This is a genomic window from Streptomyces sp. UG1 (assembly GCF_049974585.1).
Lineage (GTDB): Bacteria > Actinomycetota > Actinomycetes > Streptomycetales > Streptomycetaceae > Streptomyces.
This window is the reverse complement of record NZ_JBNGGG010000047.1, coordinates 35405-60821: the sequence shown is the minus strand read 5'-3', so window position 1 is coordinate 60821 and position 25417 is coordinate 35405. Positions and strand designations below refer to the sequence as shown.

Genomic DNA, 25417 nt, shown 5'->3' with positions numbered 1-25417 from the left:
GGGTCTATGTACGTGGGTCGAGAAGAGAGATCGTGAGCATGACCGTGCAGACCGAACGGCCGCCCTCCGGGCCGGTGGACGTGGCCAAAAGGGTGGAGAGCGGGCCCGCCGGACCGCGGCCCCGAGCCGCGTCCCGCATGGGCGCGCTCACCCCGTACCTCCTGCTGTTGCCGGCCTGCGCGGCCACCGTGCTGCTGCTCGGCTGGCCGCTGCTGAAGGACGTCCTGCTGTCGTTCCAGAACCTCAACATGGCGCAGCTCATCCAGCACGTCACCGAGTGGAACGGCATCGACAACTACAAGGAGGTCCTCACCGGCGAGGACTTCTGGCGCGTCACCCTGCGCTCGATCCTGTTCACGGCGGTCAACGTCGCCCTGACCATGGTCCTCGGCGCCCTGGTAGGCCTGCTGCTCGCCCGCCTCGGCAGGCGGATGCGGGTCATGCTGATGGTCGGGCTGGTGCTGGCCTGGGCGATGCCCGTGGTCGCCGCGACCACCGTCTACCAGTGGCTGTTCGCGCAGCGCTTCGGCGTCGTCAACTGGGTCCTGGACAAGCTGGGCTGGCATTCGATGGCCGACTACAGCTGGACCAGCAGCCAGATGTCGACGTTCTTCGTGGTCACGGTCCTGATCGTCTGGATGTCGATCCCGTTCGTCGCGATCAACCTGTACGCGGCCACGACCACCATCCCGGACGAGCTGTACGAGGCCGCCGCGCTGGACGGGGCGGGCATGTGGAAGAGCTTCACCACGGTGACGCTGCCCTTCCTGCGCCCCTTCCTCCACGCCACGACCTTCCTGGAGATCATCTGGGTCTTCAAGGCGTTCGTGCAGGTCTTCATCATCAACGGCGGCGGCCCCGACCGGCTCACCGAGATCCTGCCCGTCTACGCCTACATCGAGGGCGTCGGCAACCAGCACTACGGCATGGGCGCCGCGATCGCCGTCCTGACCATCCTGATCCTGCTCGGCCTGACCGCCTACTACCTCAGGATCGTGCTCAAGCGAGAGGAAGAGGAGGTCTAAGCGGTGAAGCGCTCCCTCTTCGGCCGACTGTGGCCCAACGCCACGGCCGTCGTCCTGTTCATCGGCTTCGTCTTCCCCGTCTACTGGATGTTCGCCACGGCCTTCAAACCGACCGGCGACATCATCTCCGAGGACCCGGTGTGGTTCCCCACCGACGTCACCTTCGAGCACTTCAGGACGGCGACCGGCGTCGACCACTTCTGGACGTACGTCTCCAACTCGCTGATCGTCACGCTGTGCGCGGTCGGCCTCGCCCTGGTCGTCGCGCTGGCCGGCTCCTTCGCCCTCGCCCGGATGCGGTTCAAGGGACGGCGCGGCTTCGTGATCGGCTTCATGCTGGCCCAGATGGCACCCTGGGAGGTGATGATCATCGCGATGTACATGATCGTGCGGGACGCGTCGCTGCTGAACAGCCTCGTGCCGCTGACGGCCTTCTACACGATGATGATCCTGCCGTTCACCATCCTGACCCTGCGCGGCTTCGTCGCGGCGGTGCCCCGGGATCTGGAGGAGGCCGCGATGGTCGACGGCTGCACCCGCGCCCAGGCGTTCCGCAAGGTGATCCTGCCGCTGCTCGCGCCGGGCCTGATGTCCACGTCCCTCTTCGGATTCATCACCGCATGGAATGAATTCGCCCTGGTCCTGGTGCTGAACAAGGAGGCGGAGGCGCAGACCCTGCCGCTGTGGCTGTCCAGCTTCCGGACCGCGTTCGGCGACGACTGGGGCGCGACGATGGCGGCGTCCTCCCTCTTCGCCCTCCCGATCCTGATCCTCTTCGTCTTCCTGCAGCGCAGGGCTGTCAGCGGCCTGACGGCCGGCGCCGTGAAGGGATAACGCCACCCGATGACGACATTCGCCAGCGGTACAGACACCCTCACGCGCGACGCGCTGACGGTCCTGCAGCCGGGCTTCACCGGCACCACCGCCCCCGACTGGCTGCTGCGCCGCCTGGGGGAGGGCCTGGCCTCGGTCGGCCTGTTCGGCCGCAACATCGCCTCGCCGGAACAGCTTGCGGCCCTCACCGCCCAGTTGCGCGCTGAGCGGGACGACGTGCTGGTCGCGATCGACGAGGAGGGGGGTGATGTGACGAGGCTGGAGGTGCGGGCCGGCTCGAGCTTCCCCGGTAACCACGCCCTGGGTGCGGTGGACGACGTCGAGCTGACGCGGGATGTGGCTTTCGAGCTCGGCCGCCGTCTCGGCGCCTGCGGGGTGAACCTCGACTGGGCCCCGTCGGGGGACGTGAACTCCAACCCCGCGAACCCGGTGATCGGCGTCCGCTCCTTCGGCGCCGACACGGCCCTGGTGGCCCGCCACACCGCGGCCTACGTCACCGGCCTGCAGTCGGCGGGCGTAGCGGCCTGCACCAAGCACTTCCCGGGCCACGGCGACACCGCGGTCGACTCCCATCACGCGCTGCCGCGCATCGACGCGGCCCTGGAGACGCTGTCGGACCGCGAACTCGCCCCGTTCCGCGCGGCGATCGCCGCCGGCACCCGGGCGGTCATGAGCGCGCACATCCTCGTCCCCGCCCTCGACCCCGACCACCCGGCGACCCTCTCCCGCCCGGTCCTGACCGATCTCCTGCGCGGCGAACTCGGCTACCGCGGCCTGATCGTCACCGACGGCATGGAGATGCAGGCCATCGCGGCGACCTACGGCATCGAACGCGGCAGCGCGCTCGCCATCGCGGCCGGCGCCGACGCGATCTGCGTGGGCGGCGGGCTCGCGGACGACGAGACGGTACGGCGGCTGCGGGACGCGCTGGTGGGGGCGGTGCGCTCCGGGGAGCTGGCCGAGTCCCGGCTGGCGGAGGCGGCGCAGCGGGTACGGGAGCTGGCGCGCTGGACCGCGACGGCGGGGGCGCCGGCGGCCGGGGGCGAGGTGCGCACGGACATCGGCCTCGTCGCCGCCCGCCGCGCCCTGAGGACGACCGCCGCCTCGGCCTTCACGCCGATCACCGAAGCGCCGTACGTCGCCGCCTTCACCCCGGTCGCCAACATCGCGGTCGGCGACGAGACGCCGTGGGGTGTGGCGGCGGAACTGGCGCGCCGGCTCCCCGGCACGCGGACCGGCAGCCACACCGGCGAGGACGCGGGCCGAGCGGCCCTCGAAGCGGCCGGCGACCGCCGGGTGGTGGCCGTGGTCCGCGACGAGCACCGTCACCCCTGGATGGCGGCGGCCCTGGACGACCTGCTGAAGGCCCGGCCCGACACGATCGTGGTCGAGATGGGCGTCCCCCAGGCCGCCCCCCGAGGCACCCTGCACATCGCCACCCACGGCGCGGCTCGCGTCTGCGGCCGCGCGGCGGCGGAGGTCATCGCGGGGGAGTGAGGGACCTTCGACTGCGTAACGCAGGTTCAGGGGGAGCCGAGACGACGTCGGCTCAGATCCCCTGCCACTCCGGCTTGTTGGCATAGGTGTGCCGGAAGTAGCCGGCCAGCTTCAGCTTCGACGCGGCGGCCTCGTCGACCACGATCGTGGCGTGCGGGTGCAGTTGCAGCGCCGAGGCCGGGCAGACGGCCGCGACCGGCCCCTCGACGGTCGCGGCCACCGCGTCCGCCTTGCCCTCACCCGTGGCCAGCAACACCAGATGCCGCGCCTGAAGGATCGTGCCGATCCCCTGCGTGACGACGTGATGCGGTACCTGCTCGATGTCCCCGTCGAAGAACCGCGCGTTGTCGACCCGGGTCTGCTCGGTCAGCGTCTTGATCCGCGTCCGCGACGCCAGCGACGAGCACGGCTCGTTGAACCCGATGTGCCCGTCGGTCCCGATCCCGAGCAACTGCAGGTCCACCCCGCCGGCCTCGGCCAGCGCCGCGTCATACGCCTCGCACGCCCCCTGCACGTCCTCGGCCGTACCGTCCGGGCCCATGAACGCGTCCATCCCGATCCCCAGCGGCTCCAGCACCTCGCGCCGCAGCACCGAGCGGTAGGACTCCGGGTGCTCGGCGGGCAGCCCCACGTACTCGTCGAGCTGAGCGATCCGCGCCCGCGAGGCGTCCACGGCACCGGAACGCACCTTGGCCGAGAGCGCCGCGTAGATGGGCAGCGGAGTCGACCCGGTGGCCACGCCGAGCACGGCGTCGGGCTTGCGCCCGAGCAGTTGGGCGATGGCCTCGGCTATCAGCTCGCCACCCGCCTTGGCGTCCGGAACGATGACAACTTCCACGCTGGGCCTGCCGATCTGAAGAGGGACTCGAAGGGCACCCTGAAAGGGGCATGTGGTTTAGACCAATCTAACAGAGCGGCGCTCCACGGCCCAGGTGGAGAAGAGCCCATGAACATGTCGAGAGCCCGTCGGGCAGGCGTCATTCTCCGTGGGGGAGTGGAATGGACACTGTCCGCCCGAGGAGACAGCCGTCCCGCCCGGCACGACGAGCGCGAGAGCAGGAAGGGCCCATGACCACCACGACCCCGTACCCTCCCGACCCCCAGGCACCCCACAACGAGCTCCCCGGCCGGATCATGGCCCGCGAGATGGCCGAACAGCCCGCGGTGCTGCGCCGGATCCTGACCCGGGGCGCCCCCGCGATCCGCCGGGTCGCCCAGGAGATCGCCGCCCGCGCACCGCGCTTCGTCCTGCTCACCGCCCGCGGCACCTCCGACAACGCCGCCCTCTACGCCAAGTACCTTCTGGAGATCCGCCTCGGCCTGCCCTGCGGACTGACCTCGATGTCGACGACCACGGCCTACGGCGCCCGCCCCGACCTCACCGACGTCCTCGTCATCACCGTCAGCCAGTCCGGCGGCTCCCCGGACCTGGTCGCCTCCACTCAGGCCGCCCGCGAGGCCGGCGCCATCACCCTCGCCGTGACCAACAACCCCGACTCCCCGCTGGCCGGCGTCTCCGAGTACCACCTCGGCATCATGGCCGGACCGGAGCGGGCCCTCCCCGCGACCAAGACCTACACGGCCTCCCTCCTCGTGCTGTACCTCTTCGTCGAAGGCCTGCGCGGCGGCGACGGCGCCGCGGCCGAGGTCCTCCCCGGCCTCGCCGAGCGCCTGCTCGCCCGGCAGGACGAGGTCCGCACCCTGGCCGCCCGCTACCGCTTCGCCGAACGCATGGTGATCACCTCCCGCGGCTACGGCTACCCCACCGCCAAGGAAGCCGCCCTCAAGTTGATGGAGACCAGCTACATCCCGGCGCTCGCCTACTCCGGCGCCGACCTGCTGCACGGCCCGCTCGCCATGGTCGACAACGTCTCCCCGGTCATCGCGGTCGTCACCGACGGCAAGGGCGGCGAGGCCCTCCGGCCCGTCCTCGACCGACTCCGCGGCCGCGGCGCCGACCTGGTCGTCATCGGCCCCCGGCGCCAGGTCGAGCAGGCCTCGGCCGGCTTCGTCCTGCCCACCGAGGACGTGCCCGAGGAGATCCAGCCGATCCTGGAGATCCTCCCGCTCCAGCTCCTCGCCCACGAGGTCACCATCGCCCGGGGCCAGGATCCGGACGCGCCGCGGGCGCTGGCGAAGGTGACGGAGACGCGCTGAAGCGCTCTGTGCACCGCAGTCCGGGCTGCGGGGGTTACGTCAGCGAGCCTCCCGTCGCGTCCACCCAGCTCCCCGTCACCCATCGCCCCGCGTCCGAGGCCAGGAACGCCACCACATCCGCCACATCGGCCGGCGCCCCGACCCGGCCGAGCGCGGATATCGCCGCGGCCCGGGCCCACCCGTCCTCGGTTCCGTACAGCAGCCCGGCGGTGTTGTCCGTGTCGATGATGCCCGGCGCCACCGAGTTCACGGTGATACCGCGAGGGCCCAGCACCTTGGACAGGTCCCGGGTGAAGACATCCAGCGCCCCCTTGGTCATCGCGTAGGCCATCTTGTCCGGCATCGCCGCGGTGCGCGCCAGCCCCGAGGAGATGTTGACGACCCGGCCGCCGTCCCGCAGCCGGCCGAGGCCGTGTTTGACGATGAAGTGCGGTGCCTTCACGTTCACCGCGAAGACCCTGTCGTACTCCTCCTCGTCGATCCGGTCGAGGGCCGACGAGGAGCCGATCGCCGCGTTGTTGACGAGGATGTCCACCCCGTCCGCATGCCGGTCGAACTCCGCCCACAGCGCCTCGGCGTCCCCGGGTGCCCCCAGCTCGACGCCGATGGCGAACGCCGAGCCGCCCGCCGCCTCGATCGCGGTGACCGTCTCCTTGGCCGCCGCCTCGTTCCTGCCGTAGTGCACGCCGACCCGCGCCCCGTCGCGCCCCAGTCGCTCGGCGATCCCTCGTCCGATCCCCCTGCTCGCCCCTGTGACGAGTGCGGTCCTGCCTGCAAGCACGGTCATGTCATGTACCTTTCGCGGATTCTCTAGCAGTCGCTACAAAAAGACCGTACAGGAGACCTCCGACATTTCTCTAGCGACCCCTATACAATTCACTCCATGGTGGGCACCCAGCACACGAAGACCGAGACCGCGCCGGCCTCCAAGCCCCGTGGCCGCCCCCGCTCCTTCGACCGCGAGACCGCCCTGGAGAAAGCGGTCCTGGCCTTCTGGGAGCACGGGTACGAGGCCACCTCCGTCTCCGACCTCACCCGCGTCATGGGCATCGGAGCGCCGAGCCTGTACGCCGCCTTCGGTGACAAGCGCGCGCTGTTCGATGAGGTCGTGACGTTCTACGGCGCCCGCTACGGCTCCTTCACCGACCGCGCCCTCGCCGAGGAGCCCACCGCCCGGGCGGCCGTGGCGCGGATGCTGCGCGACGCCGCCGTCGAGTACACGGCGCCGGGCCACCCGCACGGCTGCCTCGTCGTCCACGCGGCCATCAACTGCACGAGCCCCGAGGTGGAGGAGTCCCTGCGCGAGCGGCGCAACGCCAACATCGACGCCGTCCGCGGCCGTATCGAGGCGGACATCGCCACCGGCGCCCTCCCTGCCGGCACCGACGCCGCCGCCCTCGCCCGGCACACCGGCGCGATGATCCAGGGCATGTCACAACAGGCACGCGACGGGGCGAGCCGGGAGGAACTGGAGGCGCTCGTTGAAATTGCCATGGCCATCTGGCCCCGCACATGAACCCACACGGGTTAGGCTGCGTGATGTATGCGAGGGCGTCCTACTAGTTCTCCCGCTGGTTCGGAGCCCGCTCAGAAGCGTCAACAACAAACACGCTCCAACGCATGGACACACCGGAGTGGTCTAGTCCACAATGCGAAGGAGTGCGTCGTACGAGAACGCACCGACTTCCGTCTTCCCCGCACAGGAAGGCGGACCGAGGACCCGGAGCTCTCTGCCCTGACTGCCCCGGATCCTCATCCTTCGGCCGACCGGGACCGCACACCCCACGGCCGATATTGCTCCGGGCTGCGGTGCCGGGAGGGTTGAGGGTCCCTCTCAGGCGCCGCGGCCCGCGGGTGTTTTCGCGGCCGGATCCCCGTCCTTGGTGGCTGGTTTCGAGTCCTGTCCGTACCGCCAGGTACGCTCGGCCACGTGCCCTCCATGAACGAACTCGTACGCCAGCACACGGCCCTCGACGACTCCGACCTCGAGTGGCTCCACCTGCTGGTCTCGGAGTGGCAACTGCTCTCCGACCTCTCCTTCGCCGACCTGGTCCTGTGGGTCCCCACCAGCGACGGCACCCGCTATGTCTCCGTGGCGCAGATGCGGCCCAACACCGGCCCGACCTCGTACCAGGACGACATGGTCGGCCACCTCGTCCCGCGCGGCCGCCGCCCGATGCTGGACGTCGCGCTCGACGAGGGCCGGATCGTGCGCGAGGGCGACCCGGAGTGGCGCGAGGAGGTCCCGGTCCGCGTCGAGTCCATCCCGGTACGACGGGACGGTCGCGTCCTGGGCGTCATCGCCCGCAACACCAACCTGCTGACCGTCCGCACCCCGAGCCGCCTGGAGCTGACGTACCTCCAAAGCGCCTCGGATCTCGCGCAGATGATCGCGGCCGGCGCGTTCCCGTTCGCCGGCCAGCAGGTCGACATGGACGCCTCGCCGCGCGTCGGCGACGGCCTGATCCGCCTCGACGCCGACGGCATCGTCCAGTACGCCTCCCCGAACGCGCTGTCCGCCTACCACCGCCTCGGCCTCGCCGCCGACCTCCTCGGCCACCACCTGGGCAAGACCACCGCCGAACTCGCCCCGACCCACGGCCCGGTGGACGAGGCGCTGGCCAAGGTCGCCAGCGGCTGGGCGCCCCGCAACTTCGAGATCGAGTCGGGGGACGGGGTCATCCAGTTCCGCGCGATCCCGCTCAGCCCCAAGGGCACCCGCATCGGTTCACTGGTCCTGCTCCGGGACGTGACCGAACTGCGCCGCCGCGAGCAGGAGTTGATCACCAAGGACGCGACCATCCGGGAGATCCACCACCGGGTGAAGAACAACCTCCAGACCGTGGCGGCGCTGCTCCGCCTCCAGGCCCGGCGCATCGAGTCCGACCGCGGCCGCGAAGCCCTCGAGGAGGCGGTACGGCGAGTCGGCTCGATCGCGATCGTGCACGAGACGCTCTCCCAGACCCTCGACGAGCGCGTGGAGTTCGACGAGATCGCCGACCGGGTCCTGGCCATGGTCGCCGAGATCTCACCCGGCAAGGTGGGCGGCCGGCGCACCGGCCGCTTCGGCATCCTGGACGCCGAGGTCGCCACCCCGCTGTCGATGGTCCTGACGGAGATCCTCCAGAACGCCCTGGAGCACGGCTTCGGTGAGGGCGAGACCGGCACGGTCGAGGTCACGGCGGTCCGCGGCGGCACGACGCAACAGTCCCGCCTCCTGGTCACCGTTCAGGACGACGGGGTGGGCCTGCCCGAGGGATTCGACCCGCAGACCGCGGGCAACCTCGGCCTGCAGATCGTACGGACCCTGGTGGAGGGCGAGTTGGGCGGTACCTTCGACATGGTGCCGGCGCCGGAGCGGGGGACCCGGGTGATCCTCGACATCCCGGTGCGGGCGCACAAGTAGGCGGCGGGACGGTCCTCGGACAGCATCGGGACGTCCTTGGACAGCAAAGAGCCCCAGCCCGTTCAGGGGGCTGGGGCCCAACATGCTCGTTGCCGGCATCTGCCGCGCATCGGGGGTACTGCGCGCTGCGGCTCGGGGGCGGGAGATGCGTACTCGCTGTACGCGCCGCCAAGCTCAGGCTGTTTTAGCGGGGTGGGTGTGTCAGGCGGAGGCCTGACGGGCCCGGTTGCGGGCGGCGCGGCGCTTCATGGCGCGGCGCTCGTCCTCGCTGAGACCACCCCAGACGCCGGAGTCCTGACCGGACTCGAGCGCCCACTGCAGGCACTGCTCGATAACCGGGCAGCGACGGCAGACGGCCTTGGCTTCCTCGATCTGCAGCAGCGCAGGACCGGTGTTGCCGATGGGGAAGAAGAGCTCGGGGTCTTCCTCGCGGCAAACGGCGTTGTGACGCCAGTCCATGGCTGCTACCTCTCCTTGGTATTACATGCTGATTGCTTGTGAATGTGAACGCTTTCACGAATCCCTCAACAAGTGAAGGGCCGACCGCCAGGTTCCCTGGCGAGGTCCTGTGAGTTGAAGAGGGGTTCCGGTGATCAGTGGAGGCCGGTGTTGCGGGCCGTCCCGATCGCCACGTAGAGACTCGCAAACCTCAGCGACGGATACAACCCCTTCCGGAAAGTTTTTTTTGATTCCTCGGTGTCGACTAGGTCACAGCCGTACTTCCATGGGGTGGATCCTGGCCTAAACGTTCGAGTGAAAGGACTTTAGCCCGTTCCGCTCACACAATCACACGCAGTGCACGGCGTACGCCTGTGAACGTCACGCTCGTACGCAGCCCGAGGTGGTCGCCGTCCATCTGAAGGGGCAATGGGACCTTCGAATGCAAGGTGAACTGGTCAAGGTCGTGGAGTGTGACCGCATGCTTGCCGCGGGCGCCGCGCTCGGGGGACGAAGTGAGCAACTGGGTCGCATACCGGGCAACCGCGACCGTGGACATCCGGCTGAGACCGAGTACGTCGAGGCCCGTATCGAACGAGGCCTTAGGTGCCGCGTACACCGGACGATTGCCCAGATACGTCCACGGAGCGGTATTGCAGACTATGGACAGCACCAAATCGGTCACCGGGTCCTCGCCCGGCCGCTCCAGCGTGATCGTGCCGTGCCGGCGGTTGGGCTCGCCCAGGAACTGGCGCACGGCCTGGCGGAGGTAGAGGGCGTGTGTGGATTTCCGGCCGCGTTCGCGCTGCTGCTCCACACGTCCCACCACCCCCGCGTCGAAGCCGAGCCCCGCGTTGAAGAGGAACCAGCGGGGCGGGGCCGCCTCGTCGTCGGTGCCCGGGGCGCCGGAGGTCAGGCCGAGCCCGACCGTGCGTTCGCTGCCGTCGCGCAGTGCGTCCAGGAGGGCGCCGGTGGCCTCCACCGGGTCGTTGGGCAGGCCCAGGGCGCGGGCGAAGACATTGGTGGAGCCGCCGGGGACCATGGCCAGACCGGGGAGGTGCTCCGGGTCGGGGCCGGCGTGCAGCAGGCCGTTGACGACCTCGTTCACGGTGCCGTCGCCGCCGAGGGCCACGACCAGGTCGATGTCGTCGCTCTCCGCCGCCTGCCGGCCGAGGTCGCGGGCGTGTCCGCGGTACTCGGTGGTGACGGCCTCCAGCTTCATCTCGCTGGCGAGCGCATGGATCAGGACATCGCGCGTACGTGCGCTTGTGGTGGTTGCCGCCGGATTGACCACGAGAAGTGCACGCATGAGTTGCAGCGTACCTACTGGGGGGTACCGGGCACAGGCCGAGGTAGGGATCAAGTAAGAGAGGGGGCGTGAGCCGCAACACGGGACGACTGCGTCGGCTTGGCCGAGGGTCTTGTGCTGTCGGTTTCCGGCCGTCGGCGGCATGTGCGGCCCCCGCGCGGCCGGGGGCTCGAGCGGTAGGGGCGATTTCGTGGCGGGCTACCCTTCAGGAGTGACCAAGGAGCAGAGCCCCACCACCCCGGAAACCGCCGGTCCGCGTCCGCGGCGGCTGACGTATGCGGCGTTGTTGACCGCGCTGGAAGGGGTGGCGCTCGCCGTCGGGGGTGTCTGGGTGCTCGTGATGGGGCTGGCCGGGGAGCCGGACGACCGGCAGCAGGCCGTCACTCTGGGCGTGACCCTGGTCGCCCTGGCCCTGCTGCCGCTGCTCGCCGCGCGAGGGCTGTTCGGCCGGCGGAGCTGGAGCCGGGGGCCGTCCGTCATCACACAGATCATGGCGCTGCCGGTGGCCTACAGCCTGTTGCAGGCGGACAGCATGGCCATCCCGGCGGGGATCGCGATCGCCGCGGTCTCGATCGCCACGCTCGTGCTCCTGATCAACCCGGCGACGACCCAGGCCCTCGGCATCCGGGGGCCCGGAAACGCGCCGGATCAGAAGTAGTCGGATCAGAAGTAGTCCCCGGCGCCGAACCGGCCCGTCACTCCTCCACCAGCAGCTTCTCCCGGAGCTGCGCCAGCGTGCGCGCCAGCAGTCGGGAGACGTGCATCTGGGAGATGCCGACCTCCTGCGCGATCTGCGACTGGGTCATGTTGCCGAAGAAACGCAGCAGGAGGATGCGCTTCTCACGCGGGGGAAGATCCTCCAGGAGCGGCTTCAGGGACTCGCGGTACTCGACGCCCTCCAGCGCCTCGTCCTCCGCGCCGAGGGTGTCGGCGACCGCGGGGGACTCGTCGTCGGTGTCGGGGACGTCCAGGGACAGCGTGGAGTACGCGTTGGCGGACTCCAGGCCCTCCAGGACCTCCTCCTCCGAGATGGACAGCTTCTCGGCGAGCTCATGGACCGTGGGGGAGCGGCCGTGCTGCTGGGACAGCTCCGCCGTGGCCGTCGTCAGGGCGAGCCGCAGTTCCTGGAGCCTGCGCGGGACACGCACCGCCCAGCCCTTGTCGCGGAAGTGCCGCTTGATCTCACCGACGACCGTGGGAGTGGCGTACGTCGAGAACTCCACACCCCGGTCCGGGTCGAACCGGTCGACCGACTTGATCAGGCCGATGGTGGCGACCTGGGTCAGGTCGTCCAGCGGCTCACCACGGTTGCGGAAGCGGCGCGCGAGGTGCTCGACGAGCGGCAGATGCATCCGGACGAGCTGGTTGCGCAGCTCCGCGTACTCCGGGCTGCCGTCCTTCAGCTTGCGCAGCTCGAGGAACATGGCGCGTGCCCCGCTGCGGTCCTGCGGATCGTGCTGCGTGGCCTGCGCGCTGTGCGCGCCCATGGCCTCTTCGGCGTATCGCTCGTGCTCGCTCATCGTCCCGCCCGTCGCCCTCTCCCGAGCCCTCGCCTCCACTCGGACTGGGGAGACCCCGATCCGCCCGCCCGGAGGCGCGCCCTGCACGGCACCTTCGTCCTGACGTCCGTCGCCCAGGAAGCCGGCCTCCGCGGAGTCGTCCTCCGGGTGCGGCCGTGCCTGCTCGGGGATGCCGTCGATGCCGTCCGACATGCGTCGGGAACCGCTCGGGCCCGCCCCTGGATTCCCGGCTCCGCCCGAGCAGGGGGGAGTGTCCGGCAGCTCCCGTGTGCCGCGCTCTTCGTCCCGCACCGGCCCGTCCCCGTTCCTCACGCCGGCCCGGGTCCCGCGCCGCGCTGTTTGTAGAGGCTGATCGAAACGGTTTTGTCCTCGTCGACGGCGGAGGAGACCTTGCCCGCGAGGGCGGACAGGACGGTCCAGGCGAAGGTGTCCCTGGAGGGGGCGTGGCCGTCCGTGGTCGGCGCCGAGACGGTGACCTCGAGCGAGTCGTCGACGAGTCGGAAGACACAACTGAGCACCGAGCCGGGCACGGCCTGCTGGAGCAGGATCGCGCAGGCCTCGTCCACCGCGATGCGCAGGTCCTCGATCTCGTCGAGGGTGAAGTCCAAACGGGCCGCGAGGCCGGCCGTGGCCGTCCGCAGCACCGACAGGTAGGCACCCGCAGCCGGCAAGCGGACTTCCACGAAGTCCTGGTTCGCCGCGGGCTCGCCTGCGATCTGGGACACCCTCACCTCCAAGGTGGTACAAGCTTTTCGGGGCCGAGGGTTGCCCCTCGGGGTAACGCGATGTGTGGTTCAGCGGTGACGCTATCGCGCTCTTAACTTTCCTGTCCCCAGGACCCCAACCCCTTGCTGTCACTCATAGTAAACACACGGATACGCTCCGTGGCTAGGGGGTTTGCGGGCCCAATTGGGAAGAGCGCGCGCCGGTTTGACGTACCCAGACGTCAGACGGTCGAACCGTCCGGATCCCCAGTCGTCCAGCGTACGTCGGCGTCACACCAGTACGTGGTCGACAAAGCACCAGCGCCACGCTTCGCCGGGTTCGAACGTCCGCATGACCGGATGCCCGGAGTCCTTGTGGTGCTCCGTGGCGTGCCGTCCCGGCGAGGAGTCGCAGCAGCCGACGTGACCGCAGCTGAGGCACAGCCGGAGCTGCACCGGGTGCCGGCCCTCCGCCAGACACTCGGGACACGTCTCGCTGAGCGGACCTGGTTCCGGGTGCGGCAGCGCGTCGGCGTGCGTGCACTGTTTCATGATTGCCAGGTTACGACGGCCACGCGCACACCCGCGCGGAAAATCGAGGGCCGGCGGCGAGCGGCGATGGGTGGGTGCGGGCGGATGATGGCGGGCGGGCGCCGGCTGAGTGACGCCGGTGATGGTGCGGGCGAGGGTGGGCGAGGCGCATGGACGTGATGCCGCTGCTGTTGCTGGTGGCGGGGAGCGCGGCCGTGGCCGCGGCCGGGCGGCGCTCGCCCGTGCCGGTGCCGCTGCTGCTCGTCGCGGTCGGGCTCGTGGTGTCGTACCTGCCGGGCGTGCCCGACTACACGCTCGACCCGCACGTCGTCCTGCCGCTGCTGCTGCCCCCGCTGCTGCACAGCGCGGCGACGGACAGCTCGTATCTCGATCTGCGGGCACAGATGCGCCCCGTGATGCTGCTGTCCGTCGGCTACGCGCTCTTCGCGACCTTCGCCGTCGGCTGGGCCGCCTATCTCGTCGTACCGGGTCTGCCGCTGACCGCGGCGCTGGTGCTGGGCGCGGTGGTGGCGCCGCCGGACGCGGTCGCCGCGACGGCGGTCGCACGGCGCGTGGGGCTGCCGTCCCGGATCACCACGATCCTGCAGGGCGAGTCCCTGGTGAACGACGCCACCGCGATCACCGCCTACCGGGTCGCCCTCGCGGCCGCCGTCGGTGAGGGCGCCACGTGGGCCGGCGGCATCGGCGAGTTCCTGATCGCGGCGTTCGGCGGCATCGGCGTGGGGCTGGTGCTGATGGTGCCGATCCACTGGCTGCGCACCCACCTGAAGGAGGCGCTGCTGCAGAACACGCTCTCCCTGCTGATCCCGTTCGTCGCGTACGCCGCCGCCGAGCAGGTGCACGCCTCCGGAGTGCTGGCGGTCGTGGTCGTCGCGCTGTACCTGGGCCACCGCGCGTGGGAGGTCGACTTCGCCACCCGGCTCCAGGAGGACGCCGTGTGGAAGATGGTCGCGTTCGTGCTGGAGTCGGCGGTGTTCGCGCTGATCGGACTGCAACTGCCGGTGGTCCTCAAGGGCCTCGGCGAGTACGAGGGCAGCCGCGCCGCCTGGTACGCGATCGCCGTCTTCCTGGTGGTCGTCGTCTCGCGGTTCGTGTGGGTGTATCCGGCGACGTTCCTGCCGCGCATGATGTCCGCGCGGATCCGGGAGCGCGAGCCGAACCCGACGTGGAAGGCGCCGTTCGTCATCTCCTGGGCCGGAATGCGCGGCGTGGTCTCGCTCGCCATCGCCTTCTCGATCCCGCTCACCGTGCACGGCGGCGAGGAGTTCCCCGAGCGCAACCTCATCCTCTTCCTGACCTTCACCACGGTCATCGGCACCCTGGTCGTCCAGGGCGTCACACTGCCCCCGCTGATCCGCCTCCTGAAACTCCCCGGCCGCGACGCCCAGGCCGCGACCCTCGCCGAGGCGAACGCCCAGGCCCAGGCCTCCCGCGCCGCCGAACGACGCCTGGAGGAACTCCTCTCCGACGAACGCAACGCCCTCCCCGGCCCTCTGGCCGACCGCCTGAGAGCCGTCCTGGACCGCCGCCGCAACGCCGTGTGGGAGCGCCTGGGCCAGGCCAACCCCATCACCGGCGAGTCGGTCGACGACACCTACCGCCGCCTGTCCCGCGAGGTCATCGGCGCCGAGCGAGCGGTGTTCGTGCGGCTGCGGGACGGCCGCTACATCGACGACGAGATGCTGCGGACGCTGCTGCGCAGGCTGGACCTGGAGGAGGCGGCGGCATACCGGGAGGCGCACTGAGCCGGCTCAGCCGTCGAACGGAGCCCCCGTGACGACAGCCGCGATCACCGACCCGCGCGGGAAGGCCCCTTCCTCCGCCAACACGAGAAGCCCATACAACAACTTGGCGACATAGAGACGCTCCACACGCACCCCATGCCGCTCCTCGAAGTCCACGGCAAAGGCGTCGAGTTCGGGCGCGGTACGGGCGTACCCCCCGAAATGAAACCTCTCGTCCAACCACCACTCCCCCCGAGGCCCCCCGAACGCAGCCCCCTGCAAGCCCCGCACCTCATCACCCAGAAAACCCCCCTTGAGCACGGGCACCCCCAGCGCCCGCTGCCCGCCCCCCAGCCCAGCAGCCAGCCCCGCCAACGTCCCACCCGTACCGCAGGCGACCCCCACCACATCGGCCTGCCCACGCAACTCCTCACCGAGCGCCCGGCACCCCCGTACGGCAAGGGCATTGCTCCCGCCCTCCGGCACGACACAGGCCCCTTCAGCCCCCGCCGCACCCAGAATGCCCGCCAACACCTCCGGCTCACCCTTCCGCCGATACGTCGACCTGTCGACGAAATGCAGCCGCATACCGTCGGCCACACACCGCGCCAGCGACGCGTTGAGCGGCCGGTCGGCCAACTCCTGCCCCCGCACCACCCCCACCGTGGGCAGCCCTAGCAGCCGCCCCGCAGCGGCCGTGGCACGCAGATGGTTGGAGTAGGCACCCCCGAAGGTGACGACGGTACGACCACCCGCAGCCGCAAGATTCGGCGCGAGCTTGCGCCACTTGTTGCCGACCAACTCCGGATGGATCAGATCGTCCCGCTTGAGCACCACCCGAACCCCACACCGCCCGAACCGCTCGTCCACCAGCTCCTCCAAGGGCGAGGGCAGCCTGGGCCGGAGAGCGGAAAGATCGGTGCTGGACACAAGCCCATTGTCACTCGGCGACCAGGGGCCCCACGCAGCCGCAGCCACGTCCCCGACCCACAACGCACCCGCAGGCGCTACGCGCACCCCCACACACCCCGCACAGGCGCCGCAGGCATCAACGCGAACCCCAGACCACCAGACGCCCTACCGCAACCGCTCCCGAATCCGCCCCCGCATCCAGGCCATGGTGAACCCGCGCGGATCCACCTTCCCCGGCTGCCACTCCAGATGCCCGATCACCGACCGCTCCGTCCACCCGTGATGCCGGCAGACCGCCGCGGAGACCCGCTCGATCGCCTCGAGCTGGGCCGACGGCCACGGGTCTTTCCCGTCGCCCAGGTTCTCGCACTCGAAGCCGTAGAAGTGCCGGTTGCCGTCGGTGTTGGCCTCGTTGTCGGCGGGTAACGCCCGCTCCGCGATGACCGCGCGCAGGACGTCGTCGTCGCCGAGGCCGGCATGGTTGGCGCGGCCGTAGCCGACGAGGTGGACCCTGCCGTCCTTGGTGATGACGCCGTGGCACAGCGGACCCGGCAGCCCCGAGTAGCCTTTGCGGCACAGCTCCACCGTGTGCGCGCTGCCTTTGGTGACCGTGTGGTGGATCATCACGCCGTGCACCGAGCCCCACGGCCCCACGTGGTTGCGGTTGTGGTTCTTCCAGTCGCCCACCTCGACGACCCTCGCGCCCTCCGCCTTGAGTCTCTGCAGGAATCTGCTCGCGGACATGGGTGTGGCCATGGCCGCTCCCTTCACGCCGTGCGCCGGCCGCCGTACGCGGCCGCCTCGTACCCGTGCTTTACCCGCGCGCCGCCGAACGCGCCCGTGGACAAGAGCCCTCTATTTGCCCAACCCGGCCTGATCCATTCCCGCTCTTTCGTGTAATAGCACCGGCACGCTCCGTGATGGAAAGCTCGGTGGTAGCAGATCGCGATGCGTGGCGCCAGATCGGTGCCGGTGTACGACCGGGAGGGCAATTCCTTATGTCGGTAGGCGAAGAGGTCCGCACGGAGCAGGGCAAGCCGCAGCAGAGTCTCGGCACCTCGGCCGCGCGGAACCTGGCCACCACGACCAAGTCCGCGCCGCAGATGCAGGAGATCAGCTCCCGCTGGCTGCTGCGGATGCTGCCTTGGGTGAACGTACAGGGCGGCACATACCGGGTGAACCGGCGTCTGACCTACGCCGTCGGAGACGGCCGTATCACGTTCGTGAAGACCGGCGACCGCGTCGAGGTCATCCCTCACGAGCTCACCGAGCTCCCGGCGTTGCGGTCGTACGAGGACGAGGAGGTGCTCTCGGAGCTCGCCCAGCGCTGCCAGCAGCGCGAGTTCGCGGCGGGCGCCGTGATCGCCTCGTTCGGCAGCCAGACCGACGAGGTGTTCCTGCTGGCGCACGGCAGGGTGGAGAAGCTCGGCACCGGCCCCTACGGAGAGGACGAATCCCTCGGCGTCCTCGCCGACGGCGCCTACCTCGGGGAGCAGGCGCTGCTCGACTCCGACGCCATCTGGGAGTACACGGCCCGCGCGGTCACCGCCTGCACGGTGCTCGTGCTGCCCCGTCAGGAGGTCGAGCAGGTCGCGGAGCGCGCGGACTCGCTGCGCGAGCACATCCAGCAGTTGCGGGCGATCCCCGAGCAGCGCACCAACAAATACGGCGAGAAGGCGGTCGACCTCGCGGCCGGCCACAGTGGCGAGCCGGACATCCCGCACACCTTCGTCGACTACGAGGCCCGGCCCCGCGAGTACGAACTGAGCATCGCCCAGACCGTGCTGCGCATCCACACGCGCGTGGCCGACCTCTACAACCAGCCGATGAACCAGACCGAGCAGCAGCTCCGGCTGACCGTGGAGGCGCTGAAGGAGCGCCAGGAGAACGAACTCATCAACAACCGCGAGTTCGGGCTGCTCAACAACTGCGAGTACGACCAGCGGCTCCAGCCGCACGACGGCGTGCCCAGCCCCGACGACATGGACGAACTGCTCAGCCGCCGGCGCGGCACCAAGCTGTTCCTCGCCCACCCGCGCGCGATCTCGGCGTTCGGGCGCGAGCTGAACAAGCGCGGACTGGTCCCCGAGACCATCGAGATGGCCGGCAACCGCATCCCCACCTGGCGCGGGGTGCCGATCTTCCCGTGCAACAAGATCCCGGTCACCGCGGCCCGTACGACCTCGATCATCGCCATGCGTACGGGCGAGGCGGAGCAGGGCGTCATCGGGCTGCAGCAGTCGGGCATCCCGGACGAGATCGAGCCGAGCCTGTCCTGCCGCTTCATGGGCATCAACGAACAGGCCATCATCAAGTACCTGGTGACGGCGTACTACTCGGCCGCGGTCCTGGTGCCGGACGCCCTCGGGGTGCTGGAGAACGTCGAGATCGGGCGCTGGCGGTGACCCTGCCGCGAACGCCCGCCGCCGTCGCGTCGTGTCCCGTGCCGTCGCCGTGGGTAGACCCACCGGGTAGGTGCCCGGCCCCAGGGGGTGTTGTGGAAGGCCCCTTGGATCCCTTGGTGGAAGACCCCTTGACGGAAGTGCCACTGTCCGCCGACTCTCCGAGGCGATGCCATGGGTGAGTTCATGACGCAGACGCAGCAACGCCCCGCCGGGGCGCGGCCGCCCACCGAGACGCTCGAAAGGCGAAGGCCCATCGCGACCGACAGCGACGGCATGCCGGGGCCGCTCGACGGTCCCGAGGCGGCGGTGATCCTGGAGCGCGCCCGGATGTCGGTCGACCCCGAACTGCGCGCCGCCATCGAGTCGTTGCCGCCGTCGATGCGCCGGATCGCGCTCTACCACTTCGGCTGGGTGCACCCGGACGGCACACCTGCGGCGGGCAACGCGGGCAAGGCGATCCGTCCCGCCCTCGTCCTCACGGCGGCCACCGCGCTCGGCGGGCCGAGGGCGCGGGCGGCGGCCATGGCGGCGGCGGTCGCGGTGGAACTGGTGCACAACTTCACGCTGTTGCACGACGACGTGATGGACCAGGACACCACCCGCAGGCACCGGGCCACCGCGTGGACGGTGTTCGGCGAGGCCGACGCGATCCTCGCCGGGGACGCCCTCCAGGCGCTGGCCCTGCGGCTGCTCGCCCAGGACCCGCACCCGGCGTCCACGGCCGCCGCCGCCCGGCTCGCGGACTGTGTCGTCGAGCTGTGCGCCGGTCAGCACGCGGACACGGCGTTGGAGAAGCGGGGCCCGGGCGAGGTCGGCCTCGACGAGGTGCTGGCCATGGCCGAGGCCAAGACGGGCGCGCTGCTGGGGTGCGCCTGCGCGGTGGGTGCGCTGTACGCGGGCGCGGCCGAGGAGGACGTGGCGGCGCTGGACGCGTTCGGCCGGGAGGCCGGGCTCGCCTTCCAGCTCATCGACGACGTGATCGGCATATGGGGCGACCCGAGCCGCACCGGCAAGCCGGCCGGCGCGGACCTCGCCGCCCGCAAGAAGTCCCTGCCGGTCGTCGCCGCGCTGACCTCCGGCGGCCCGGCGGCGGCGGAACTGGCCGCGCTGTACGAGCTGCCGTACGACAAGGAGGACCTGCAGCGCACCGCGCTCGCCGTCGAGCGGGCGGGTGGCCGGGACTGGGCGCAGGCGCAGGCCGCCGACCGGATGGCCCGCGCCATGCAGGAGCTGGCGCGTGCGGTGCCGGACCCGGAGGACGCGGGCGGGCTGCTGGCCCTGGCGGAGTTCGTGACCCGGCGCAGCACCTGAGGGCGTGACGGGCGTCGAAGTCTCCGGAGCCGTCGGGGCCGTACGGTTCCTGACCCCGTACGGCCGGTGAGCGGCTCCGGAACGGCGGGTCCCGCACATCCCCACGGTGTGCGGGGCCCGTCCCGGTGTACCGGTCCGGGCACCGACCGGGTGTACCGATCCTGGCACCGGCCGGATCTCGACAACTTGGCCCCACGGACCCGCACACCCGTGCCATTCGCCTTACGATCAAGGCCGGTTGACACGAAGGGGCGGGTACACACCATGGGCGTCGCGATCCGGACGGCGGGCTACGAGGACCGGGAGCTGGTGGTCCGGCTGCTGGACACGGCCTTCCAGGACGATCCGGTCAGTGGCTGGGTGTTCCCGGGGACGGAGCATCGCCGCAGCGCCCACCCCCGGCTGATGGCGGCGTTCACCGACATCGTGCTGGACCAGGGCCGTATCGACGTCACCGAGGACGGCACGGCGTGCGCGCTGTGGCTGTCCATGCCGGCCGAGGCGCACGCCCAGGACGACGACGAAGGGCCCGCCCGGCTGCGCGAGGCCGTCGACCCGGACAACGAGCGCGTCGAGCAGATCGGCCGGCTGACGGCCGCCATCCACCCGCAGGGCCGGGCCCACGAATACCTGTGGATGATCGGCACCACACCCGAGCGACAGGGCGAGGGCCTTGGCACCGCGCTGATCACCTCGGTCCTCGACAGCTGCGACGAGCGGGGCGTGGCCGCCTATCTGGAGGCGAGCAGCGCCCGCAGCCGGCGCCTGTACGAGCGCCTCGGCTTCGCGCTCGAGGGCCGCCCTCTGGACCTCCTCGACGGCCCCCAGATGTGGCCGATGTGGCGCGAACCACGCGGCTGAGCGTTCCGCCGGCTGTGCCCCCTACCCCTCGGGCACGATCGTCGCCGCGATCCGCTCCACCAGCCCGTCCGGCACGCTCACTCCGGGCAGGACGCCCTCCAGCACGTCCGGCAGGGTCAGATGCTCCAGGAGCAGCCCGAGCATCGCGAGATAGAGCACGGTGACGATGTCGTCGCCGCCCGGCAGCCCGGCGTCGCGATGGAACTCCATCGCCTCCTCCAGGTCGCCGCGCACCGACTTGGTGAAGGAGTCGCGCAGTTCGGGGCGCCGGTTGGCCTCCAGACGCATCTCCAGCAGGGCCAGATAGCCCGTGCGGTCGCGGCCGGCGCGGGCCATCAGGTCGTGCATGAAGGCGGTGACCAGCGCGCGGTCCTTCGGCCGGGTCAGCAGCTCGGCGATCACCTCCGGATCCGGCGCCAGCCGCACATGCAGCCGGGCGTCGATCTGGCGGAGCAGGTCGTCGCGCCCGGTGAAGTAGTTGGAGGCGGTGCCCACCGGCACCCCCGCCTCGGCGTCCACCGCGCGGAACGTCAGACCGCGCGCCCCCTCCCGGGCGAGCACCTCGACGCCCGCGTCGACGAGGGCGGCCCGCCGCTCCGGATTGCCCGCCATGCGGAATCCCCTCTCCCACTTCCAGCCGGTCCCGTGAATGCCCTTGCAACCACTACAAGCGAAGTACTACAACTGAAGCACTACAGCCGGAGTGGTTGTCCGACACCCTACGAAAAGAGACCGGCTTGCGAAAGCTCACCTACTTCATCGCCTGCTCGCTCGACGGCTTCATCGGCGACCCGGACGGCGACGCCTCGGCGATGGTCGCCTTCGTCGACGAGGAGTACCTGGAGTTCCTCAAGACGGAGTACCCGGAGACCATGCCCACCCACGGCCGCCGCGCCATGGGCTTCGACGACCTGGAGAACCGGCGGTTCGACACGATCATCCAGGGCCGCGGCAGCTACGACCTCGCCCTGAAAGAGGGCATCAACAGCCCGTACGCCCACCTGCGCGAGTACGTCGCCTCGCGCAGCCTGACCGAGTCACCCGACCCCAACGTCGAGATCATCGGCGACGACCTGATCGCCAAGGTGCGCGAACTCAAGGCCGAGGAAAGCGAGCTGGACATCTACCTGTGCGGCGGCTCGCAGCTCGCCGGCGCGCTGCTCGACGAGATCGACGAGCTCGTCATCAAGAGCTACCCCGTCGTGTACGGCACGGGCATGCCGATGTTCGGCTCGCCCTTCGCCCTCACGGAGTTCACCCTCGACGAGGTCCGCGCGTTCGGCAACGGCGCCGTGGTTCGTACGTACAGCAGGAAGCGCTGAGACCGCTCCCGCCCTACTCTGAGGGCATGGACAGCGAAGAGCACGTCTGTCCCGTCTGCGGACAGCCCGTCGACACGGTCGTCAAGCGCCACAAGACGCTGGGCGCCTGGGTCCCCACCTGGGTGGGCGGCCCGTGCAAGAACCCCGACTGCGAGGCGTACGCCGAGGAGGGCGCCGAGCAGGAGGAGAAGCGCGAGCGGCACGGGACCTCCAAGCCGGGGACCCCCACCGCGAAGCCCGACACCCCCACGGCGAAAAATTCCTGAGCACCATGTCGAGAAGCCCGTCCCGGCTCCGACGTCCCCTGTGAGAGCCGCCCGCCGAGGGTGGCCCGAGCCGACGCAAGCAGAAGGAGCGGACTGATGAAGTACCTGGTCATGGTGCAGGGCTCGCAGGCGGACTACGAGGCGATGCAGGGCAAGGGGTCCGAGCACTCCGTGGCCTGGAGCCAGCAGGACGTCCAGGCGATGTACGCCTACATGCAGGCCCTCAACGACGACCTCGCCGAGACCGGCGAGATGATCGACGGACAGGGGCTCGCCGAGCCCGCGAAGACCCGGCACGTCACCCTGGGCGACGACGGCAAGGCGGTGATCACCGACGGGCCGTACAGCGAGACCAAGGAGCTGCTGGCCGGCTACTGGGTGCTGGACTGCGCGAGCCTGGAGCGGGTCACGGAGATCGCCGAGCGCGTCCTCGGCTGCCCCCAGCCCGCCGGCGCCCCCGTGTACCCGGTGGTGATCCGGCCCATCCAGGACGGCTCCTCGGACGCCTGAACCGCCGATGGCCGGCCCGACCGAGACCGAGGACCTGCTGCGCCGCCACGCGCCGCAGGTCCTCGGCGCGCTGGTACGGCGGTACGGCCACTTCGACAGCGCCGAGGACGCCGTACAGGAGGCACTGCTCGCGGCGGCCGAGCAGTGGCCGCGCACCGGCGTCCCGGACAACCCGCGCGGCTGGCTGATCAGGGTCGGCGCACGCCGGCTGACCGACGCCCTGCGCGCGGAGGAGGCGCGGCGGGCCCGGGAGGAGAAGGTCGCCGCCCTCGCGCCACGGGACGCCTTCACGGCACCGCCGCCCGGGGCGGACCGTGCACCCCGCGAGGACGACACCCTCACCCTGCTCTTCCTGAGCTGCCATCCGAACCTGTCCGCGCCCGCCCAGACCGCCCTCACCCTGCGTGCCGTCGGCGGTCTGACCACGGCGGAGATCGCCCGGGCGCACCTGGTCCCGGAGGCGACGATGGCCCAGCGCATCAGCCGGGCCAAGCAGAAGGTCAAGGGTGTGCGCTTCGGGCGCCCCGACAACTGGCAGGACCGGCTGCCCGCGGTCCTGCAGACCCTGTACCTGATCTTCAACGAGGGCTATACGGCGACCTCGGGCACCAGCCTCCAGCGGCGGGAGCTCGCCGGCGAGGCGATCCGGCTGACCCGCGAGGTCCACCGCCTCCTCCCCGGTCACGGCGAGGTGGCGGGGCTGCTCGCGCTGATGCTGCTCACCGACGCCCGCCGCGACGCGCGCACCGGACCGCACGGCGAGCTGGTCCCCCTCGACGAACAGGACCGCGACCGCTGGGACAAGGCCGCGATCGACGAGGGCGTCGCCCTGGTGACCAGGGCACTCTCCCGGGGGCCGGCCGGCCCCTACCAACTGCGCGCCGCCATCGCCGCCGTACACGACGAGGCGCCGTCCGCGCAGGAGACCGACTGGCGGGAGATCCTCGGCCTCTACGACGTCCTCATCCGCCTCGTCCCCGGCCCCGTCGAACGCCTCAACCGCGCGGTCGCCGTCGCCATGGTCCAGGGCCCGCGGGCGGGGCTGGCCGAACTGGCCGCGCTGGAGGAGGAGTTGGGCGCCGGGCACCGTCTGGACGCGGTCCGCGGGCACCTCCTGGAGCGGGCCGGCGCCCGCGACGAGGCCCGCGCCGCCTACGAGGCCGCCGCCACCAAGACGCTGAGCCTGCCCGAGCAGCGCTATCTGCGCGCGCGGGCGGCCCGGCTGGGGCCGTAACCTCGCCCCATGTCCGAACACACGTACATCCTCCACATCACCGAGCGCTCCCTGTGGGACGCGGCCCGCGAGCGCGGCACGTACGAGATGTCGACCCGTGGCCGCACCCTTGAGGAGGAGGGCTTCATCCACTGCTCGACCCGCGACCAGCTCCCGACCGTGGCGGCCTTCGTGTACGGCTCCTACGACGGCCCCGACGACCTGGTGGTGCTGGTCGTGGACCCGGCGCGGCTGGACGTGCCGCTGAAGTACGAGGCACCGGAGCCGGGGGGCGAGGAGTTCCCGCATGTGTACGGGCCGATTCCGGTGGCGGCCGTGGTGGACGTGGCGGCGTGGACGTGACCGGAGGGCGCCGGTTGTGGCGGTGGGCCCTGGTGGTGTGGGTGATTCTCGTGGCCGTCGCGGGCGGGGCGACGCTGTGGCTGCGGGACTCGGCCGAGCCGCCGGGGCCCTACCGCTGGGAGAACGCCGGCCCTACGCCCTCGCTGCCGGAGCGCTGGAGGTCGGCGTGCCCCACGCCCGACGAGGACGGTGAAGTGCTCTGCTTCGTCAGGACGCGTTAGCCGCCAGTCCGCCCGTCTCCGGGTCGCGGGCCGTCAGGCAGTACATGCCGCCCGCCGGATCGCGCATCACCGTCCAGTGGGCACCCTGCGACACGAAGACCGCGCCCAGTTCCTCGTGCCGGGCGCGGGTCGCCGGGATGTCCGCGCAGGCGAGGTCGAGGTGGGCGGTGGTGGGCCGCTCCTCGCCGAGCCGCTGGAGCAGGATGCGCACCGGCAGCCCGGCCGGCGGCCTGAGCACATGGAACTCGGGGAGCGAGCCGGGCGCCGCCGCCCAGCCCTCCAGCAGCCCGCTCCAGAAGGCGACTTCGGCGTCGTACCGCGATGGCGGCACGTCCACGCAGACCTGGTCGAGACGGCTGCCGCGCACCACGGGCGGCCGCGCCGACTCCCCGTGCCAGGGCACGGCACAGAACAACTGCCCGGCGGGAGAGCACAGTACGGCCCACCCTTCGTGTCCGGCGGCGAGACGCGCACCGCGCCCCAGCGCCGCCTTCACGAACTCCGGTACGTCCGTCACGGCGAAGTCGAGATGCGCGCCGCCCGCGCCCGAGTCGACGCCCTGCGCCTTCACACAGGCGTCCGCCCCGCCGCGCGGCACCAGCGTCACGAACTCCCCCCGCTCGCCCCGGAATTCGGACAGCTCGGTGTCCGTCACCGCACTCCAGAAGGCGTGGGCCCGGGCGAAGGACCCGGCGGGACGGTCGATGAACGCGTAGGTCCAGCGGATGCTCATGGAGTGATCGTAAAACCGCCGGTCGGCGCGGCCCTCAGGCCGGGGCAGTCGTACGCCGGACCAAGCGCTCACCACGCCCGCTTTGCAGGACCCTCACCAACCGCGTGCCAGGTCCTGGGACGTGCTTTGCCATC

The 25417-nt window shown here is 70.8% G+C and carries 28 protein-coding genes; 17 read left to right on the top strand and 11 right to left on the bottom strand.

Features of this window, described 5'->3' with window-relative positions; all coding sequences use genetic code 11:
* Window positions 1-38: 38 nt before the first annotated feature.
* Genes ACP4J3_RS40675 through ACP4J3_RS40665 form a run of 3 tightly spaced genes read left to right on the top strand, consistent with a single transcriptional unit; the run spans window position 39 to window position 3356 of the window.
* On the top strand, window positions 39-1025 hold the full coding sequence (locus ACP4J3_RS40675) for a carbohydrate ABC transporter permease (RefSeq protein WP_426541608.1): 987 nt from the start codon (window positions 39-41) through the stop codon (window positions 1023-1025).
* 3 nt (window positions 1026-1028) lie between these two features.
* Window positions 1029-1859, top strand: a complete 831-nt coding sequence (locus tag ACP4J3_RS40670) for a carbohydrate ABC transporter permease (RefSeq protein WP_426541527.1) — start codon at window positions 1029-1031, stop codon at window positions 1857-1859.
* A 9-nt stretch (window positions 1860-1868) separates the two neighbouring features.
* Complete coding sequence (locus tag ACP4J3_RS40665) at window positions 1869-3356, top strand: glycoside hydrolase family 3 protein (RefSeq protein ID WP_426541525.1); 1488 nt, start codon at window positions 1869-1871, stop codon at window positions 3354-3356.
* 52 nt (window positions 3357-3408) lie between these two features.
* On the opposite strand, the gene nagB is transcribed toward ACP4J3_RS40665, so the two are convergent.
* Entirely contained in the window at window positions 3409-4194 is a 786-nt protein-coding gene (nagB, locus tag ACP4J3_RS40660; protein ID WP_426541523.1) for a glucosamine-6-phosphate deaminase, read from the bottom strand.
* Window positions 4195-4424: 230 nt separating this feature from the next.
* Between nagB and ACP4J3_RS40655 the strand changes: the two genes are divergently transcribed.
* Entirely contained in the window at window positions 4425-5513 is a 1089-nt protein-coding gene (locus ACP4J3_RS40655; protein ID WP_426541521.1) for an SIS domain-containing protein, read from the top strand.
* Window positions 5514-5547: 34 nt separating this feature from the next.
* Here the strand turns inward: ACP4J3_RS40655 and ACP4J3_RS40650 are convergent, their stop codons facing one another.
* Window positions 5548-6300: an SDR family oxidoreductase gene (locus tag ACP4J3_RS40650; RefSeq protein WP_426541519.1), complete on the bottom strand. Its 753-nt coding sequence runs from the start codon at window positions 6298-6300 to the stop codon at window positions 5548-5550.
* A gap of 96 nt (window positions 6301-6396) precedes the next feature.
* Between ACP4J3_RS40650 and ACP4J3_RS40645 the strand changes: the two genes are divergently transcribed.
* Both ACP4J3_RS40645 and ACP4J3_RS40640 read left to right on the top strand, forming a co-directional pair.
* On the top strand, window positions 6397-7029 hold the full coding sequence (locus ACP4J3_RS40645; protein ID WP_426541517.1) for a TetR/AcrR family transcriptional regulator: 633 nt from the start codon (window positions 6397-6399) through the stop codon (window positions 7027-7029).
* 423 nt (window positions 7030-7452) lie between these two features.
* Window positions 7453-8919, top strand: a complete 1467-nt coding sequence (locus ACP4J3_RS40640) for a sensor histidine kinase (RefSeq protein ID WP_426541606.1) — start codon at window positions 7453-7455, stop codon at window positions 8917-8919.
* Window positions 8920-9120: 201 nt separating this feature from the next.
* On the opposite strand, the gene ACP4J3_RS40635 is transcribed toward ACP4J3_RS40640, so the two are convergent.
* Entirely contained in the window at window positions 9121-9378 is a 258-nt protein-coding gene (locus ACP4J3_RS40635) for a WhiB family transcriptional regulator (protein WP_003992873.1), read from the bottom strand.
* A 319-nt stretch (window positions 9379-9697) separates the two neighbouring features.
* Window positions 9698-10666, bottom strand: coding sequence for a diacylglycerol/lipid kinase family protein (locus ACP4J3_RS40630; RefSeq protein WP_426541514.1), 969 nt, complete (start codon window positions 10664-10666; stop codon window positions 9698-9700).
* Between the two features lie 211 nt (window positions 10667-10877).
* Here ACP4J3_RS40630 and ACP4J3_RS40625 point away from each other — a divergent pair, with 211 nt between their 5' ends.
* The gene (locus ACP4J3_RS40625; RefSeq protein WP_426541512.1) at window positions 10878-11324 is read left to right on the top strand and encodes a hypothetical protein; all 447 of its coding nucleotides are present in this window, start codon (window positions 10878-10880) and stop codon (window positions 11322-11324) included.
* Between the two features lie 37 nt (window positions 11325-11361).
* Here the strand turns inward: ACP4J3_RS40625 and ACP4J3_RS40620 are convergent, their stop codons facing one another.
* From ACP4J3_RS40620 to ACP4J3_RS40610, 3 genes are all read right to left on the bottom strand, one after another.
* Window positions 11362-12477 carry an RNA polymerase sigma factor SigF gene (locus ACP4J3_RS40620; protein WP_426541604.1) on the bottom strand — a complete coding sequence of 372 codons (1116 nt, stop codon included), beginning with the start codon at window positions 12475-12477 and terminating at the stop codon, window positions 11362-11364.
* Window positions 12478-12494: 17 nt separating this feature from the next.
* Window positions 12495-12911, bottom strand: coding sequence for an anti-sigma regulatory factor (locus ACP4J3_RS40615; RefSeq protein ID WP_009190566.1), 417 nt, complete (start codon window positions 12909-12911; stop codon window positions 12495-12497).
* 270 nt (window positions 12912-13181) lie between these two features.
* On the bottom strand, window positions 13182-13442 hold the full coding sequence (locus ACP4J3_RS40610) for a UBP-type zinc finger domain-containing protein (protein ID WP_426541510.1): 261 nt from the start codon (window positions 13440-13442) through the stop codon (window positions 13182-13184).
* Between the two features lie 149 nt (window positions 13443-13591).
* Between ACP4J3_RS40610 and ACP4J3_RS40605 the strand changes: the two genes are divergently transcribed.
* Complete coding sequence (locus ACP4J3_RS40605) at window positions 13592-15187, top strand: Na+/H+ antiporter (RefSeq protein WP_426541508.1); 1596 nt, start codon at window positions 13592-13594, stop codon at window positions 15185-15187.
* Between the two features lie 6 nt (window positions 15188-15193).
* On the opposite strand, the gene ACP4J3_RS40600 is transcribed toward ACP4J3_RS40605, so the two are convergent.
* Together ACP4J3_RS40600 and ACP4J3_RS40595 are read right to left on the bottom strand one after the other, a co-directional pair.
* Window positions 15194-16096, bottom strand: a complete 903-nt coding sequence (locus ACP4J3_RS40600) for a 1-aminocyclopropane-1-carboxylate deaminase/D-cysteine desulfhydrase (protein ID WP_426541506.1) — start codon at window positions 16094-16096, stop codon at window positions 15194-15196.
* Between the two features lie 147 nt (window positions 16097-16243).
* Window positions 16244-16834: an N-acetylmuramoyl-L-alanine amidase gene (locus ACP4J3_RS40595; protein ID WP_426541504.1), complete on the bottom strand. Its 591-nt coding sequence runs from the start codon at window positions 16832-16834 to the stop codon at window positions 16244-16246.
* A gap of 242 nt (window positions 16835-17076) precedes the next feature.
* Here ACP4J3_RS40595 and ACP4J3_RS40590 point away from each other — a divergent pair, with 242 nt between their 5' ends.
* The 3 genes from ACP4J3_RS40590 (at window position 17077) to ACP4J3_RS40580 (ending at window position 20655) form a co-directional block, all read left to right on the top strand.
* A complete protein-coding gene (locus ACP4J3_RS40590; protein ID WP_426541502.1) occupies window positions 17077-18483 on the top strand; it encodes a family 2B encapsulin nanocompartment shell protein in 1407 nt (468 codons plus the stop codon).
* 183 nt (window positions 18484-18666) lie between these two features.
* On the top strand, window positions 18667-19794 hold the full coding sequence (locus ACP4J3_RS40585) for a family 2 encapsulin nanocompartment cargo protein polyprenyl transferase (RefSeq protein WP_426541500.1): 1128 nt from the start codon (window positions 18667-18669) through the stop codon (window positions 19792-19794).
* A gap of 264 nt (window positions 19795-20058) precedes the next feature.
* Window positions 20059-20655, top strand: coding sequence for a GNAT family N-acetyltransferase (locus ACP4J3_RS40580; protein WP_426541498.1), 597 nt, complete (start codon window positions 20059-20061; stop codon window positions 20653-20655).
* Between the two features lie 21 nt (window positions 20656-20676).
* On the opposite strand, the gene ACP4J3_RS40575 is transcribed toward ACP4J3_RS40580, so the two are convergent.
* Window positions 20677-21267: a TetR/AcrR family transcriptional regulator gene (locus ACP4J3_RS40575; RefSeq protein ID WP_426541496.1), complete on the bottom strand. Its 591-nt coding sequence runs from the start codon at window positions 21265-21267 to the stop codon at window positions 20677-20679.
* 125 nt (window positions 21268-21392) lie between these two features.
* On the opposite strand from ACP4J3_RS40575, the gene ACP4J3_RS40570 reads away from it, so the two are divergent.
* From ACP4J3_RS40570 to ACP4J3_RS40545, 6 genes are all read left to right on the top strand, one after another.
* The gene (locus tag ACP4J3_RS40570) at window positions 21393-21977 is read left to right on the top strand and encodes a dihydrofolate reductase family protein (RefSeq protein ID WP_426541494.1); all 585 of its coding nucleotides are present in this window, start codon (window positions 21393-21395) and stop codon (window positions 21975-21977) included.
* 26 nt (window positions 21978-22003) lie between these two features.
* Complete coding sequence (locus ACP4J3_RS40565) at window positions 22004-22243, top strand: hypothetical protein (protein WP_426541492.1); 240 nt, start codon at window positions 22004-22006, stop codon at window positions 22241-22243.
* Between the two features lie 96 nt (window positions 22244-22339).
* Window positions 22340-22753, top strand: coding sequence for a YciI family protein (locus ACP4J3_RS40560; RefSeq protein WP_426541490.1), 414 nt, complete (start codon window positions 22340-22342; stop codon window positions 22751-22753).
* A gap of 7 nt (window positions 22754-22760) precedes the next feature.
* A complete protein-coding gene (locus tag ACP4J3_RS40555) occupies window positions 22761-23987 on the top strand; it encodes an RNA polymerase sigma factor (RefSeq protein WP_426541488.1) in 1227 nt (408 codons plus the stop codon).
* 9 nt (window positions 23988-23996) lie between these two features.
* A complete protein-coding gene (locus ACP4J3_RS40550) occupies window positions 23997-24329 on the top strand; it encodes a DUF952 domain-containing protein (protein WP_426541486.1) in 333 nt (110 codons plus the stop codon).
* Window positions 24320-24550: a hypothetical protein gene (locus ACP4J3_RS40545; RefSeq protein ID WP_426541484.1), complete on the top strand. Its 231-nt coding sequence runs from the start codon at window positions 24320-24322 to the stop codon at window positions 24548-24550. Before ACP4J3_RS40550 ends, ACP4J3_RS40545 begins: the two co-directional genes overlap by 10 nt.
* On the opposite strand, the gene ACP4J3_RS40540 is transcribed toward ACP4J3_RS40545, so the two are convergent.
* Window positions 24537-25283, bottom strand: coding sequence for a VOC family protein (locus ACP4J3_RS40540; protein ID WP_426541482.1), 747 nt, complete (start codon window positions 25281-25283; stop codon window positions 24537-24539). The genes ACP4J3_RS40545 and ACP4J3_RS40540 overlap by 14 nt on opposite strands.
* Window positions 25284-25417: the final 134 nt, after the last annotated feature.

What these genes read in the sequence shown, in the direction of transcription:
- ACP4J3_RS40580 (WP_426541498.1), top strand. Translation starts at nt 20,059, where the DNA reads ATGGGCGTCGCGATCCGGACGGCGGGCTACGAGGACCGGGAGCTGGTG.
- ACP4J3_RS40650 (WP_426541519.1), bottom strand. Translation starts at nt 6,300, where the DNA reads ATGACCGTGCTTGCAGGCAGGACCGCACTCGTCACAGGGGCGAGCAGG.
- ACP4J3_RS40590 (WP_426541502.1), top strand. Translation starts at nt 17,077, where the DNA reads ATGTCGGTAGGCGAAGAGGTCCGCACGGAGCAGGGCAAGCCGCAGCAG.
- ACP4J3_RS40605 (WP_426541508.1), top strand. Translation starts at nt 13,592, where the DNA reads ATGGACGTGATGCCGCTGCTGTTGCTGGTGGCGGGGAGCGCGGCCGTG.
- ACP4J3_RS40665 (WP_426541525.1), top strand. Translation starts at nt 1,869, where the DNA reads ATGACGACATTCGCCAGCGGTACAGACACCCTCACGCGCGACGCGCTG.
- ACP4J3_RS40610 (WP_426541510.1), bottom strand. Translation starts at nt 13,442, where the DNA reads ATGAAACAGTGCACGCACGCCGACGCGCTGCCGCACCCGGAACCAGGT.
- ACP4J3_RS40595 (WP_426541504.1), bottom strand. Translation starts at nt 16,834, where the DNA reads ATGGCCACACCCATGTCCGCGAGCAGATTCCTGCAGAGACTCAAGGCG.
- ACP4J3_RS40675 (WP_426541608.1), top strand. Translation starts at nt 39, where the DNA reads ATGACCGTGCAGACCGAACGGCCGCCCTCCGGGCCGGTGGACGTGGCC.
- ACP4J3_RS40575 (WP_426541496.1), bottom strand. Translation starts at nt 21,267, where the DNA reads ATGGCGGGCAATCCGGAGCGGCGGGCCGCCCTCGTCGACGCGGGCGTC.
- ACP4J3_RS40635 (WP_003992873.1), bottom strand. Translation starts at nt 9,378, where the DNA reads ATGGACTGGCGTCACAACGCCGTTTGCCGCGAGGAAGACCCCGAGCTC.
- ACP4J3_RS40630 (WP_426541514.1), bottom strand. Translation starts at nt 10,666, where the DNA reads ATGCGTGCACTTCTCGTGGTCAATCCGGCGGCAACCACCACAAGCGCA.
- ACP4J3_RS40585 (WP_426541500.1), top strand. Translation starts at nt 18,667, where the DNA reads ATGACGCAGACGCAGCAACGCCCCGCCGGGGCGCGGCCGCCCACCGAG.
- ACP4J3_RS40640 (WP_426541606.1), top strand. Translation starts at nt 7,453, where the DNA reads ATGAACGAACTCGTACGCCAGCACACGGCCCTCGACGACTCCGACCTC.
- ACP4J3_RS40565 (WP_426541492.1), top strand. Translation starts at nt 22,004, where the DNA reads ATGGACAGCGAAGAGCACGTCTGTCCCGTCTGCGGACAGCCCGTCGAC.
- ACP4J3_RS40550 (WP_426541486.1), top strand. Translation starts at nt 23,997, where the DNA reads ATGTCCGAACACACGTACATCCTCCACATCACCGAGCGCTCCCTGTGG.
- ACP4J3_RS40560 (WP_426541490.1), top strand. Translation starts at nt 22,340, where the DNA reads ATGAAGTACCTGGTCATGGTGCAGGGCTCGCAGGCGGACTACGAGGCG.
- ACP4J3_RS40555 (WP_426541488.1), top strand. Translation starts at nt 22,761, where the DNA reads ATGGCCGGCCCGACCGAGACCGAGGACCTGCTGCGCCGCCACGCGCCG.
- ACP4J3_RS40645 (WP_426541517.1), top strand. Translation starts at nt 6,397, where the DNA reads ATGGTGGGCACCCAGCACACGAAGACCGAGACCGCGCCGGCCTCCAAG.
- ACP4J3_RS40655 (WP_426541521.1), top strand. Translation starts at nt 4,425, where the DNA reads ATGACCACCACGACCCCGTACCCTCCCGACCCCCAGGCACCCCACAAC.
- ACP4J3_RS40540 (WP_426541482.1), bottom strand. Translation starts at nt 25,283, where the DNA reads ATGAGCATCCGCTGGACCTACGCGTTCATCGACCGTCCCGCCGGGTCC.